Annotated in this window: 14 protein-coding genes and 1 other annotated feature; all 14 genes read left to right on the top strand. The window is 42.4% G+C overall.

The features are described 5' to 3' along the window. The first annotated feature begins 5 nt into the window (after nucleotides 1-5). The 14 genes from pgpH to rpoD all read left to right on the top strand — a co-directional run bounded on the left by pgpH (nucleotide 6) and on the right by rpoD (nucleotide 14,208). Nucleotides 6-2,141, top strand: a complete 2,136-nt coding sequence (gene pgpH / locus NYE43_RS12675) for a cyclic-di-AMP phosphodiesterase PgpH (protein WP_081638339.1) — start codon at nucleotides 6-8, stop codon at nucleotides 2,139-2,141. Further along, nucleotides 2,142-2,615, top strand: coding sequence for an rRNA maturation RNase YbeY (ybeY, locus tag NYE43_RS12670; protein ID WP_010334982.1), 474 nt, complete (start codon nucleotides 2,142-2,144; stop codon nucleotides 2,613-2,615). Then, a complete protein-coding gene (locus NYE43_RS12665) occupies nucleotides 2,596-2,973 on the top strand; it encodes a diacylglycerol kinase family protein (protein ID WP_024122089.1) in 378 nt (125 codons plus the stop codon). Before ybeY ends, NYE43_RS12665 begins: the two co-directional genes overlap by 20 nt. 113 nt (nucleotides 2,974-3,086) lie before the next feature. Continuing rightward, complete coding sequence (cdd, locus tag NYE43_RS12660; protein WP_024122088.1) at nucleotides 3,087-3,497, top strand: cytidine deaminase; 411 nt, start codon at nucleotides 3,087-3,089, stop codon at nucleotides 3,495-3,497. Then, nucleotides 3,478-4,383: a GTPase Era gene (era, locus tag NYE43_RS12655; RefSeq protein WP_010334979.1), complete on the top strand. Its 906-nt coding sequence runs from the start codon at nucleotides 3,478-3,480 to the stop codon at nucleotides 4,381-4,383. Before cdd ends, era begins: the two co-directional genes overlap by 20 nt. 143 nt (nucleotides 4,384-4,526) lie before the next feature. Further along, entirely contained in the window at nucleotides 4,527-4,670 is a 144-nt protein-coding gene (locus NYE43_RS12650) for a YqzL family protein (protein WP_024122087.1), read from the top strand. Between the two features lie 36 nt (nucleotides 4,671-4,706). Continuing rightward, on the top strand, nucleotides 4,707-5,474 hold the full coding sequence (gene recO / locus NYE43_RS12645) for a DNA repair protein RecO (protein WP_024122086.1): 768 nt from the start codon (nucleotides 4,707-4,709) through the stop codon (nucleotides 5,472-5,474). Nucleotides 5,475-5,513: 39 nt separating this feature from the next. After that, nucleotides 5,514-5,688 (top strand) — a binding site (T-box leader). An 82-nt stretch (nucleotides 5,689-5,770) separates the two neighbouring features. After that, a complete protein-coding gene (gene glyQ / locus NYE43_RS12640; RefSeq protein WP_103672297.1) occupies nucleotides 5,771-6,658 on the top strand; it encodes a glycine--tRNA ligase subunit alpha in 888 nt (295 codons plus the stop codon). Next, the gene (glyS, locus tag NYE43_RS12635; RefSeq protein WP_341062103.1) at nucleotides 6,651-8,690 is read left to right on the top strand and encodes a glycine--tRNA ligase subunit beta; all 2,040 of its coding nucleotides are present in this window, start codon (nucleotides 6,651-6,653) and stop codon (nucleotides 8,688-8,690) included. The genes glyQ and glyS overlap by 8 nt, the downstream gene beginning before the upstream one ends. A 133-nt stretch (nucleotides 8,691-8,823) precedes the next feature. Continuing rightward, nucleotides 8,824-9,462, top strand: coding sequence for a transcriptional regulator CcpN (gene ccpN / locus NYE43_RS12630; RefSeq protein WP_341062100.1), 639 nt, complete (start codon nucleotides 8,824-8,826; stop codon nucleotides 9,460-9,462). 25 nt (nucleotides 9,463-9,487) lie between these two features. Beyond that, complete coding sequence (locus tag NYE43_RS12625) at nucleotides 9,488-10,300, top strand: pyruvate, water dikinase regulatory protein (RefSeq protein ID WP_003237056.1); 813 nt, start codon at nucleotides 9,488-9,490, stop codon at nucleotides 10,298-10,300. A 253-nt stretch (nucleotides 10,301-10,553) separates the two neighbouring features. Continuing rightward, on the top strand, nucleotides 10,554-11,048 hold the full coding sequence (locus tag NYE43_RS12620; protein ID WP_103672283.1) for a YaiI/YqxD family protein: 495 nt from the start codon (nucleotides 10,554-10,556) through the stop codon (nucleotides 11,046-11,048). Nucleotides 11,049-11,081: 33 nt separating this feature from the next. Then, a complete protein-coding gene (dnaG, locus tag NYE43_RS12615) occupies nucleotides 11,082-12,893 on the top strand; it encodes a DNA primase (protein WP_198098335.1) in 1,812 nt (603 codons plus the stop codon). A 199-nt stretch (nucleotides 12,894-13,092) separates the two neighbouring features. Next, nucleotides 13,093-14,208 carry an RNA polymerase sigma factor RpoD gene (gene rpoD, locus NYE43_RS12610; protein WP_003226225.1) on the top strand — a complete coding sequence of 372 codons (1,116 nt, stop codon included), beginning with the start codon at nucleotides 13,093-13,095 and terminating at the stop codon, nucleotides 14,206-14,208. Nucleotides 14,209-14,464 lie beyond the last annotated feature (256 nt).

Below are 14,464 nucleotides of genomic sequence, written 5' to 3'. Positions count from 1 at the left end.
TTCTTGTGTTGAAAAAGAAGGGGAAGACCAAAAGCGGCTCAAAAAAGTGGCGCGGCTTTAAAAATGCCCGTTCCATGCATGTACTGCTGTATCTTCTGCTGGCTGCGATTATGTTCGCATTGCTTTTTGTACATGTGAAGCCGGAAACGCTTGATTTAGACCTGTTTTCAGTCAGCGACAAGACCATTTATGCTCCGGCAACCGTGGAAGATCAAAAAGCGACAGAGGAAAAAAAGCAAGCTGCTGAGGATGCGGTCGAAGATCAATATACCTTAAAGAAAGATTATACAGACAATCGAATTGATCTTGTGTCATCGATATTCGACAGTATCAGTGAAGTGAAAAAATCAGCAGAAGAAGACAGCAGTTCACCATCAGAAAAAACAATGATTAAGTCGGTGAAAAATAAGCTGACGTCAGATGTGAATGATTCTATATCAGAGGATGCCATCAAGACTTTGCTGAAGGCGGACCATGAAGATTTTTCATTTGTCAGAGATACTGTCATAACAGCAGTAAACTCAGTGATGAGCAGTGAAATCCCGTCGGATAAATTATCTGAAGCAAAAGATAAAGTGCAAAAAGAACTGAAGAGTAATTCTATCCCGTCTAAATATTTAGGAGCCGCCACGGAAATCGGGCGTTACGCCATTATTCCGAATTACGTCTTCGATCCAAAAGCAACAGAGGCAAAACGCCAGGAAGCGTCAGATAATGTTCAGCAGGTTCAGATCAAACAGGGGCAGGTGCTCGTGGAAGAAAATGACCTCATTGATCGGGAAGTGTACAGAAAACTTGAGCTGACCGGATTGTTAAATAACTCCAATTTGTTCAAACCGATTAGCGGCCTTTTGATTATGATCGGGCTTTTCATTGCTACACTCGTTTACTATTTCGAAAAACAGAATCAAAATCTGAAATTCAAAAACAAGTCGATCCTATTATTCTCCATTATTACAACGCTTTTGCTTGTTATTATGGAGGTTGTCAGTTTATTTCAAAAGATGGAATATAACAATATTGGCTATCTTGTTCCCATTGCGGCCGGAGCAATCTTAATCAAGCTGCTGATGAATGAACGGATCGCTATTTTAGGAAGTATCATTCTTGCGATTTGCGGAAGTATGATGTTTAATCAAGGTGTGACAGGAACATTTAATTATGTCATTGGTATTTATTATTTGATCAGCGGTATTTCCGGTGTTTTGTTTTTAGGAAAACACAATGGCAGATCAAAAATTTTGCAGACCGGGCTTTTTGTGGCGTTTATCAATATGATTGTGGTTCTATCTCTATTATTGATTCAAAACACCGCGCTGTCAGGCTTGGAAATCGGGACGCTAATGCTGATGGGGGTTGTGTCGGGATTTGCTTCCTCCGTATTAATTATCGGGCTTATGCCGTTTTTTGAGACAGGTTTCGGCATTTTGTCCACAATGAGGCTGATCGAGCTGTCCAACCCTAACCATCCGCTGCTTCGAAAAATACTGACAGAAACACCAGGTACATATCACCACAGCGTCATGGTCGCCAATTTGTCAGAGGCCGCCTGCGAGGCGGTAGGGGCAAATGGTTTGCTTGCAAGAGTCGGTGCGTATTATCACGACCTCGGAAAAACAAAGCGGCCGCAATATTTTATTGAAAATCAAATGAATATTGACAATCCGCATGATAAGCTTTCTCCGCAACTCAGTAAAAATATCATTATTTCGCATACCACTGACGGGGCGAATATGCTGAGGAGCTATAAATTTCCAAAGGAGCTTGTGGATATTGCTGAGCAGCACCACGGGACCTCTCTTTTGAAATTCTTTTATTATAAAGCGAAAGAAAAAGGCGATCAGATTACAGAGGAAGAATTCCGTTACCCGGGACCGAAGCCGCAGTCAAAAGAAGCCGCGATTATATCAGTGGCAGACAGTGTCGAAGCGGCTGTCAGATCGATGCATAATCCAAATCCTGAACGAATTGAAAAGCTTGTCCGGGGCATTATATCCGATAAGCTTCAGGACGGACAGTTTAGTGAATGCGATTTGACATTTAAAGAGCTAGATACAATCGCAAAAACGCTTTGTGCAACATTAAAAGGAATTTTCCACTCCCGGATTGAATATCCGGAGGCTACTAAGAAGGTGAAATAGATGAGTTTATTGATTGATATCGTAGATGAAACCGGAAGTGTCTCTGAAGAGATGCTTAAAGAAGTAGAAAATCTGCTTCAATTTGCCGCTGAGCGCGAAGGAGTTCAGGACCAGGCTGAGGTTTCTGTCACGATCGTTACCAATGAAGACATTCAGCAGATCAATAAAGAGTATCGGGGAAAGGATACGCCGACAGACGTCATCTCTTTTGCTCTTGAAGAAGAGGGAGAAGACGAAGTTGAAATTGTCGGTGCTGAAATGCCGCCGGTTCTAGGTGACATTATCATCAGTGCAGATCGTACAAGAGAGCAGGCTGAAGAATATAACCATTCTTTCAAGAGAGAGCTTGGCTTTCTAGCGGTGCATGGATTCCTGCATCTTTTAGGATATGACCATATGACGAAAGAGGAAGAAGAGGAGATGTTTACTAAGCAAAAGGATTTGCTGGACGCCTATGGACTCAAGAGATCATAGAAATGAGCTGAAGCGATTCCTAATGAGCTTCGTGCACGCAGGGCGGGGCATATGGAGAACGGCGCGGACGGAGCGGAATTTTCAATTTCATGCCGCGGCTGCCTGCGCCGTTATCATTTGCGGTTTTCTCGTTAATCTCAGCCTGACAGAGTGGGCTATTATTTTTCTTTTGATTGGCGGAATGCTTTCACTGGAGCTTTTAAATACAGCTATTGAACACACGGTTGATTTAGTAACAGATAAACACCACCCGCTTGCTAAGGCGGCTAAGGACGCTGCTGCCGGGGCTGTTTGCGTTTTTGCCGTGATTTCGTGTATTATTGGTTTACTTATTTTTTTGCCAAAGCTGTCTGGCTGAAAATTCTTACATTTATTTTACATTTTTAGAAATGGGCGTGAAAAAAGGAGCGCCATTATGTAAAATATAAAGTGATAGCGGTACCATTATAGGTAAGAGAGGAACATGTACACATGAACAGACAGAAATTGATAACAGAAGCTTTAAAAGCGCGTGACATGGCATATGCACCGTATTCCAAGTTTAAAGTAGGAGCCGCTCTTCTTACCAAAGATGGAAAAGTGTACAGAGGCTGCAATATAGAGAATGCGGCATACAGCATGTGCAATTGCGCTGAGCGTACCGCTTTGTTTAAAGCTGTTTCTGAAGGCGATACTGAGTTTCAGATGCTGGCAGTAGCTGCTGACACCCCGGGCCCAGTATCACCGTGCGGAGCCTGCCGGCAGGTGATTTCTGAGCTCTGCACAAAGGACGTTATTATCGTGCTGACCAATTTACAAGGACAAATACAAGAAATGACTGCAGAAGAATTATTGCCAGGCGCATTTTCATCGGAGGATTTACATGACGAACGAAAGCTTTAAATCAGGATTTGTATCCATTATCGGAAGACCAAACGTAGGAAAGTCTACTTTTTTGAACAGAGTGATCGGCCAAAAAATCGCGATCATGAGTGATAAACCCCAAACAACAAGAAATAAGGTGCAAGGGGTATTAACGACAGGCACATCACAAACGATTTTTATTGACACACCAGGAATTCATAAGCCTAAGCATAAGCTTGGAGACTTTATGATGAAAGTGGCGCAAAATACATTAAAAGAAGTCGATTTGATCTTATTTATGATCAATGCTGAGGAAGGCTACGGCAAGGGTGACGAGTTCATTATTGAGAAACTGCAGAATACCTCGACACCTGTTTTCTTAATCGTAAACAAAATTGACAAGATCCATCCAGATCAATTGCTTCTGCTAATTGACGAATACCGCGGGCGATATCCTTTTAAGGAAATTGTTCCGATCTCTGCATTAGAGGGAAATAACATTGAAACATTGCTGGCCCAGATTGAAGCATATTTGCCTGAAGGTCCGCAGTTTTATCCGAGTGACCAGGTGACCGATCATCCGGAGCGCTTTATCATTTCTGAGTTGATAAGGGAAAAGGTGCTGCATCTGACAAGGGAAGAGATCCCGCACAGCATTGCGGTAAGCATCGAATCGATTAAAGGGCAGGACAACGGATCCGTGCACGTGGCGGCAACAATTGTGGTCGAACGGGATTCTCAAAAAGGAATTGTCATCGGGAAAAAAGGCAGCCTGCTGAAAGAAGTCGGAAAAAGAGCGAGAGCGGATATCGAGGCCCTCTTAGGTTCTCGCGTCTATCTTGAATTGTGGGTAAAAGTGCAGAAAGACTGGCGTAACAAAATGTCCCAGCTTCGCGACTTCGGCTTTAAAGAGGATGAATATTAATCTCTTGCTGTGTCATTATCTCACATGAACAGGGATACATTAGCAAATTTTGTTTAACATGAAATGGAGGACATCTGGTCAAGATAAAGGTAAGAATTTGGAGTTTAGGTAAGCTAGTTTAACTACAGAAAGGTGGGTTTCTTGTGTTGAATTTTACCTGGAACGTATTTTCTCAAACAGGAAATGTTGATACGTATCTTCTTTTTAAAGAACTGGAAAAAGAGAACATGGAAAGACCCGAAGAACTAGAAGATGAGCTAGCCCGATTTGATTTTCCAATTTTATAGACCTCTTGACCGCTCCTGTTTTAGGAAGGTGCGGAAATGCTGACAAAATGTGAAGGAATCGTTCTTCGTACCAATGATTACGGAGAGACGAATAAAATTGTTACTTTACTGACAAGAGAACACGGAAAAATAGGTGTTATGGCCAGAGGAGCCAAAAAACCGAACAGCCGTTTATCAGCAGTCAGCCAGCCCTTTTTGTATGGTTCATTCTTAATGCAGAAAACAACAGGCCTCGGAACCCTTCAGCAGGGTGAAATGATCCTCAGCATGAGAGGCATCAGAGAGGATTTGTTTTTAACTGCATATGCAGCTTTTATTGCTGAGCTCGTTGACAAAGGCACAGAAGAAAAAAAACCAAATCCCTATTTGTTTGAATTTATTTTAGAATCCTTTAAACAGCTTGACGAAGGAACAGACCCGGATGTTATTACCTTCATTGTTCAAATGAAGATGCTTGCTGTGATGGGACTGTATCCTGAGCTTAATCACTGTGTGCATTGTAAAAGCCAGGATGGGACATTCCATTTTTCTGTTCGCGATAACGGTTTTATTTGCCACCGCTGCTTTGACAAAGACCCTTACAAGGTGCCGATTAAGCCGCAAACGGCAAGGCTTTTGAGACTGTTTTATTACTTCGATCTTTCAAGGATTGGCAATGTGTCTTTAAAGCAGGAAACGAAAAATGAATTAAAGCAAGTTATTGACTTGTACTACGAAGAATATTCAGGGGTTTATCTGAAATCGAAGCGTTTTTTAGATCAAATGGAGAGCATGAAACATCTTATGGGTGAAAACAAAAGTTGACATATGGCCCATCTTTTTATATGATCATTTATTATAAAATATGTTGCAGTGAGAGAAAGAAGTACTTGCGTTTACCTCATAAAAGCGACCTTAGGACGGTGTAAGCTAAGGATGAGCTCGCAACGAAAGGCATTCTTGAGCAATTTTAAAAAAGAGGCTGGGATTTTGTTCTCAGCAACTAGGGTGGAACCGCGGGAGAACTCTCGTCCCTATGTTTGCGGCTGGCAAGCATAGAGACGGGAGTTTTTTGGTTGCTGCCGCAGCAATTTTATGAAAGAAAAGTGGAGGTGCTTGAAATGAATATTCAAGACATGATTCTAACCCTGCAGAAGCATTGGTCTAATGAAGGCTGTGTGCTCATGCAGGCATACGATGTAGAAAAAGGGGCCGGCACGATGAGCCCGTATACATTTTTGCGCAGTATCGGTCCTGAGCCGTGGAAAGTGGCTTACGTTGAGCCGTCAAGACGCCCAGCTGACGGCCGATACGGAGAAAACCCGAACAGACTCTATCAGCATCATCAATTTCAGGTCATCATTAAACCATCACCTGATAACATTCAAGAGCTGTATTTAGACTCTTTGCGTGCTCTCGGAATTGATCCGCTTGAGCATGACATCCGTTTTGTTGAGGACAACTGGGAGAATCCGTCTTTAGGCTGTGCGGGTCTTGGCTGGGAAGTCTGGCTTGACGGAATGGAAATTACACAATTCACGTATTTCCAGCAGGTTGGGGGACTTGAGTGTAAGCCTGTTTCCGTGGAAATTACATATGGAATTGAGCGTCTGGCCTCTTATATACAGGATAAAGAAAATGTATTTGAACTTGAGTGGACGTCAGGGTTTACTGTGAAAGATTTATTTATGATGGCTGAGTACGAGCATTCCGTTTATACATTTGAAACATCTGACGTTGATATGCTGTTCCAATTATTCAGCACGTATGAAAAAGAAGCGATCAAGCAAATGGATAACGGTCTTGTGCATCCCGCATATGACTACGTGCTTAAATGCTCGCACACATTCAACCTTCTTGACGCCAAAGGGGCAATCTCTGTTACAGAGCGGACAGGCTATATCGGAAGAGTGCGGAATTTAGCAAGAAAAGTCGCAAAAACCTATTATGAGGAACGAGAAAAACTAGGGTTCCCAATGCTTAAAGGGGAGGGTTCTTCTCATGAGTAAACAGGATTTACTTTTAGAGATCGGATTAGAGGAAATGCCGGCGCGCTTTTTGAATGAAAGCATGGTTCAGCTGGGCGAAAAGCTGACAGGCTGGCTTGCAGAAAAAAATATTGCACACGGTGAAGTGAAGCTTTTTAATACACCGAGACGCCTTGCTGTTTTAGTAAAGGGTGTAGCAGAAAAGCAGGATGATATAAAAGAAGAAGCAAGAGGGCCTGCAAAAAAAATCGCCCTTGATGCTGACGGCAACTGGACAAAAGCGGCGATTGGGTTTTCAAAAGGCCAAGGTGCCAGCGTGGAAGACTTGTACATGAAAGAAATAAAAGGCACCGAATATGTTTTTGTGCAAAAATTTCAAGCAGGACAAGAAACCAAAACGCTTCTGCCTGAACTGAACAGCTTAATTACAAGCCTCCATTTCCCGAAAAACATGAGATGGGGAAATGAAGATCTGCGTTATATCCGTCCGATTAAATGGATTGTCGCTTTATTTGGCCAGGATGTCATTCCGTTTGCAATCACAAATGTTGAGTCAGGCCGGACGACACAGGGGCACCGGTTCCTGGGGCATGAAGTGTCTATTGAATCGCCTTCAAGTTATGAAGAACAGCTGAAACAGCAGCATGTTATTGCTGATCCAAATGTTCGCAAACAGATGATTCAATCGCAGCTGGAAGCAATGGCCGAAGAAAACAATTGGAGTATTCCGGTTGACGAGGACCTCCTTGATGAGGTCAATCATTTAGTAGAATATCCGACGGCTCTTTACGGGTCATTTGAATCTGAGTTTCTGTCCATTCCTGAGGAAGTGCTTGTAACGACAATGAAAGAGCATCAGCGCTATTTCCCTGTTAAAGACAAAAACGGAGATTTGCTGCCTTACTTTATCACAGTCCGTAACGGAAACAGCCACGCGATCGAAAATGTCGCGCGAGGCAATGAAAAAGTGCTGCGTGCTCGTTTGTCAGATGCTTCCTTCTTCTACAAGGAAGACCAGAAACTGAACATTGATGAAAATGTGAAGAAGCTTGAAAACATTGTGTTCCATGAAGAGCTTGGCTCTCTCGCTGATAAGGTAAGAAGAGTAACAGCGATCGCAGAGAAGCTTGCTGTCCGTCTTCAAGCTGATGAAGATACATTAAAACATGTGAAACGTGCTGCTGAAATTTCTAAATTCGACCTTGTGACACACATGATATATGAGTTCCCTGAGCTTCAAGGAATTATGGGTGAAAAGTATGCGAAAATGCTTGGCGAACATGATGCTGTAGCCGCAGCTGTCAACGAACACTATATGCCTATATCTGCAGGCGGAGAAACGCCTTCCACTTTTACTGGGGCGGTAGTTGCCATGGCGGATAAGCTGGATACAATCGCATCCTTCTTCTCTATTGGCGTCATTCCGACTGGTTCACAGGATCCTTACGGTTTGCGCCGCCAAGCGAGCGGGATTGTCGCTATTCTGCTTGACCGGAACTGGGGCATTTCGTTTGAAGAGCTGCTGACTTTCGTACAAACCGAAAAAGAAACCGAACTGTTAGATTTCTTCACTCAGCGTCTAAAATACGTCTTAAATGCGGAGCAGATCAGACATGATGTAATAGATGCCGTGCTGGAAAGCTCTGAGCTTGAGCCATATTCGGCGCTCCACAAAGCGCAAGTGCTGGAACAAAAACTGGGTGCGCCAGGCTTTAAGGAAACAGCAGAAGCTTTAGGCCGAGTGATTTCTATCAGCAAAAAAGGAGTTCGCGCGGAAATTCAGCCTGATTTATTCGAAAATGAATACGAAGCGAAGCTGTACGAAGCTTATCAAACTGCTAAACAAAATCTGCAGGAAAGCTTCAGCAAAAAGGATTATGAGGCGGCACTTACTTCCCTTGCGGCCTTGAAGGAACCGATTGATGCTTATTTCGACCATACGATGGTTATTGCTGATAACGAGACATTAAAGGCAAACCGATTAGCGCAAATGGTAAGCTTGGCGGATCAGATCAAGTCCTTTGCTAATATGAATGCCCTTATTGTAAAATAAAGAAAGAAAAGGCGGTTGCTGTGTGATCGGTAATCGTCTTTTCCCCATTTGAAAGTTTTTTTGTTTGATTACAAAGCATTTACGTTATAATATGGTTTATTATTTCTTTACATAGATACGAAGTGAAAAGGTGGTGAGTACGATCGAACTAAATAAACGGCAAGAACATATTTTGCAGATTGTAAAAGAAAACGGACCGATTACAGGGGAGCATATTGCCGAACAGCTGAATTTAACAAGAGCAACACTGCGTCCGGATTTAGCCATACTCACCATGTCAGGTTTCCTTGAGGCGCGCCCGAGAGTCGGTTATTTCTATACTGGAAAAACCGGCACGCAGCTTTTGGCAGATAAACTGAAAAAGCTTCAGGTGAAAGACTTTCAATCTATCCCCGTCGTTATTCACGAGAACGTTTCTGTATATGATGCGATTTGCACCATGTTTTTAGAAGATGTAGGTACTCTGTTTGTAGTGGACCGTGATGCTGTTTTAGTCGGAGTGCTTTCACGAAAGGATTTACTACGAGCCAGCATCGGCCAGCAGGAGCTTACTTCTGTCCCTGTGCACATTATTATGACTAGAATGCCGAATATTACAGTGTGCAGACGCGAGGATTATGTGATGGACATTGCAAAGCACTTAATTGAAAAACAAATCGATGCGCTGCCTGTCATCAAAGATACCGAGAAAGGATATGAAGTGATCGGCAGAGTGACGAAAACGAATATGACCAAAATACTTGTCAGTTTATCAGAAAATGAAATCCTATAAGAGCGCAGACTAACGGGGGGATAATATGAATAACCGCATCATCTATGTTGTATCGGATTCCGTCGGTGAAACGGCCGAATTGGTAGTCAAAGCTGCATTAAGCCAATTTAACGGATCAGCGGATGATACACATGTAAGAAGAATTCCTTATGTTGAAGACATTGGCACTATCAATGAAGTGATTTCACTTGCAAAAGCAGATGGAGGTATTATCTGTTTTACACTTGTGGTGCCGGAAATAAGAGAATATTTGATTGCCGAAGCGGAAAAAGCAAATGTTTTATATTATGATATTATCGGCCCGTTAATTGATAAAATGGAAACAGCCTACGGTTTAACGGCGAAATATGAACCGGGACGGGTCCGCCAGCTTGATGAAGATTATTTCAAAAAGGTCGAAGCGATTGAATTTGCTGTTAAATACGATGATGGGCGTGACCCACGAGGCATTTTAAAAGCTGATATCGTTTTGATCGGTGTATCGAGAACCTCTAAAACACCGTTATCTCAATATCTTGCCCACAAGCGGCTGAAGGTTGCCAATGTTCCGATTGTTCCGGAGGTTGACCCGCCGGAAGAGCTCTTTAATGTTGACCCGAAAAAATGCATCGGCCTGAAGATTAGTCCGGATAAACTGAATCATATCAGAAAAGAACGGTTAAAATCGCTTGGCCTCAATGACAAGGCCATCTATGCAAATATCAACAGAATTAAAGAGGAACTGGAATATTTCGAAAAGATCGTGGATCGAATCGGCTGCCAGGTTGTAGATGTTTCAAATAAAGCAGTAGAAGAAACAGCAAATATTATCCATCATCTCAAAACGAAAAACATGTAACTCAGGACGCTCTATCCTGGGTTTTTGACTTTGCCAAAAGGGAATAATGAAAAACAATAGCATCTTTGTGAAGTTTGTATTATAATAAAAAATTGTGATAAAATGATTAATTTTAGGTTTAAGGTTAGTGTGATACGAATAAACTATTATGGGTAAGATGTCAAGAATTTCTCCCGGAAATTTTTCGACAAATTCATATACACCCGCATTTTTGCAGGGTGTGCGATTTTGCTTGCTTTTATGCAGGAGTTTAATGGAGGGATGGAGAATTACTCTTCTTAATGAAAAAGAAAAGACGATTTTTGTCGATGCTGATGCTTGCCCCGTAAAAGACGAAATTTTACAAATAGCATCCGATTATGAAGTTCAAGTTCTTTTTGTCGCTTCATTTGAACATTACCAGCTTTCCAGAAGTCAGGAAGAAAAATGGAAGTATGTTGATCCTCATAAAGAAGCTGCTGATTTATATATCGCAAATCATGTAAAACCGGGAGATGTCGTGGTGACGCAGGATATTGGTTTAGCATCCCTGCTTGTGAACAGGAATGTCACCGTCATGTCGGAGAGAGGGCGTCTTTACAAGGAAGATACGATTGATTTTGCCCTTGAAGGCCGTCATGTTTCCGGCAAACAAAGGAGAAAAGGCATATATGCCAAAGGGCCTAAAAAATTGAATCATGAAGATCGAGAACGATTTGTTACACTGCTGCAAAAAATCCTGTCGAACGATGAAGGGATTTTGCACTAAAACATCGAATAATGTACGACGGAGTGTTATAAGATGGGAAATCGGATACCAGATGAAATTGTAGACAAGGTGCAAAAGTCGGCAGATATCGTTGAAGTCATAGGTGATTATGTTCAATTAAAGAAGCAAGGCCGAAACTACTTTGGACTCTGTCCTTTTCACGGAGAAAGCACACCTTCGTTTTCCGTATCGCCAGACAAACAGATTTTTCATTGCTTCGGCTGCGGAGCGGGCGGCAATGTTTTCTCCTTTTTGAGGCAGATGGAGGGCTATTCGTTTGCTGAGTCGGTTTCCCACCTTGCGGACAAATACCACATTGATTTTCCAGATGATATAACGGTTCACACCGCAGTCCGGCCAGAATCCTCCGGAGAACAAAAAATGGCGGAGGCTCATGAGCTTCTGAAGAAATTTTACCATCATTTGTTAATAAATACAAAAGAAGGTCAAGAAGCGCTGGATTATTTGCTTGCAAGAGGGTTTACAAAAGAGCTGATTGATGAATTTCAGATCGGCTATGCTCTTGATTCTTGGGATTTCATAACAAAATTTCTCGTCAAGCGGGGCTTCAGTGAAACGCAAATGGAAAAAGCGGGTCTGCTAATCAGACGCGAAGACGGAAGCGGATATTTTGACCGTTTCAGAAACCGGATCATGTTTCCGATCCATGACCATCATGGAGCTGTTGTGGCTTTCTCAGGCCGAGCGCTTGGCAGCCAGCAGCCAAAATATATGAACAGTCCGGAAACGCCGCTTTTTCATAAAAGTAAGCTGCTTTATCATTTTCACAAGGCCCGGCTTCATATCAGAAAGCAGGAAAGAGCTGTCTTATTCGAGGGATTCGCCGATGTCATATCAGCGGTAAACTCAGGCGTAAAAGAGAGTATAGCGACGATGGGCACGTCTCTGACAGATGATCATGTAAAGATTCTGAGAAGAAACGTGGAGGAGATCATTCTTTGCTATGACTCTGATAAAGCCGGATATGAAGCCACCTTGAAAGCTGCAGAGCTTCTTCAGAAAAAAGATTGTAAAGTCAGAGTCGCAATGATCCCTGACGGATTGGACCCTGACGATTACATTAAACAGTACGGCGGAGAAAAATTCAAAAACGACATTGTCGATGCAAGCGTTACGGTAATGGCGTTTAAAATGCAATATTTCCGGAAAGGAAAGAACCTGTCCGATGAAGGCGATCGATTAGCCTACATTAAAGAAGTGCTTAAAGAAATCAGCGCGCTGTCAGGATCACTTGAACAGGAAGTGTATGTGAAACAGCTTGCTTCCGAATTTTCGATTTCCCAGGAGTCATTAACTGAGCAGCTGACTGTATTCGGCAGGCAAAACAAACCTGCTGACAGCAGCAGTGAAACGAAAACAAGAAGAGCGCATTTGACAACTAAGGCAAGGCAAAAACGGCTGCGCCCGGCGTATGAAAATGCAGAAAGGCTTTTACTGGCGCATATGCTTCGTGACAGGGGCGTCATAAAAAAAGTGATTGACCGGGTTGGGTTTGAATTTAATATTGATGAACACCGCGCTTTGGCCGCCTATCTGTATGCTTTTTATGAAGAGGGTGCCGAGCTGACGCCTCAGCACCTTATGGCCAGGGTGACGGATGATCATATAAGCCAGGTACTGTCTGATATTTTAATGCTTCAGATTAATCAAGAACTCAGCGAGGCCGAGTTATCAGATTATGTGAAAAAAGTGTTGAATCACAGAAAATGGTCAATGATAAAAGAAAAAGAGGCGGAAAGAGCCGAAGCCGAAAGGCAAAAAGATTTTTTGAGAGCGGCATCTCTGGCTCAAGAAATCGTTACTTTGAACCGATCTTTAAAATAACCGGGACAACTGATGAGGAGCTTTCATTGGCAATGATTCCTTGCGGAGGAGCAAATAGATCGCTTGACCTCATCATGAATTGTCATTTCATTATTCGCACATTGTTAAAGGCAGTTCACATAGAAAACGCCTGAATGGACCGAATAAGAATCATACCGCTTTTAGAATTCGTTGCAAGCTTTGGAAGGAGGGATCCATAATGGCTGATAAACAAACCCACGAAACTGAATTAACATTCGACCAAGTGAAAGAACAATTAACCGAGTCTGGTAAAAAACGTGGCGTTTTGACATATGAAGAAATTGCTGAGCGTATGTCCAGCTTTGAGATTGAATCAGACCAAATGGATGAGTATTATGAATTTTTAGGTGAACAAGGTGTTGAATTAATTAGTGAGAATGAAGAAACAGAAGATCCTAATATTCAGCAGCTTGCCAAAGCCGAAGAAGAATTTGACCTTAATGACCTAAGTGTACCGCCTGGTGTCAAAATCAATGACCCAGTTCGTATGTATTTAAAGGAAATCGGCCGGGTTAACCTTCTTTCTGCAAAGGAAGAAATCGCCTATGCGCAAAAAATTGAAGAAGGTGATGAAGAATCCAAACGCAGATTGGCTGAAGCGAACCTGCGGCTTGTTGTCAGCATCGCCAAACGGTACGTCGGACGCGGAATGCTGTTCCTTGACCTGATCCAAGAAGGTAACATGGGTCTGATGAAAGCCGTTGAGAAATTTGATTACCGTAAGGGTTATAAATTCAGTACGTATGCTACGTGGTGGATCAGACAGGCGATTACACGCGCCATTGCCGATCAGGCGAGAACGATCCGGATCCCCGTTCATATGGTTGAAACCATTAATAAATTAATCCGCGTACAGCGTCAGCTATTGCAAGACTTAGGCAGAGAGCCAACACCTGAAGAAATTGCGGAAGACATGGATTTAACACCTGAAAAAGTACGTGAAATCTTAAAAATAGCACAAGAGCCAGTGTCCCTTGAAACACCGATCGGTGAAGAGGATGATTCCCATCTTGGTGATTTCATCGAAGATCAAGAGGCTACTTCACCTTCAGATCACGCGGCATACGAGCTATTGAAAGAGCAGCTTGAAGACGTGCTTGATACGTTAACAGATCGTGAAGAAAATGTATTGCGGCTTCGATTCGGTCTTGATGACGGACGTACAAGAACATTGGAAGAGGTCGGCAAGGTATTTGGAGTTACGAGAGAGCGTATTCGACAAATCGAAGCGAAAGCGCTGCGGAAACTAAGACATCCTAGCAGAAGTAAACGTTTGAAAGATTTTCTAGAATAAGATGGAACGGGTCTTGCAGATCCGTTCTTCTTTTTTTAAAAAGATATATGGATAATATGCCTTTATTTTACTGAAAAATGATGTCATTTGCAAATGAACATTGTAATGAAAAATTTCAATATACCAATCCATATTTTCTATTGTAAGCGTATACAATACATTATACAATAGAATAAAAGGAATGTTAGAGAAATAGGCATGTTTTGATTCAATTTTGTATAAAGTGTGAATAAAAAACTTTTGTATGCCAATCCAT

Origin of the sequence: Bacillus sp. FSL R5-0434 (genome assembly GCF_038004745.1) — a bacterium.
In the GTDB taxonomy this organism is placed as follows: Bacteria; Bacillota; Bacilli; order Bacillales; family Bacillaceae; genus Bacillus; species Bacillus halotolerans.
Note: the sequence above shows the minus strand (reverse complement) of the source record. Positions and strands in the feature narration are given on the sequence as shown.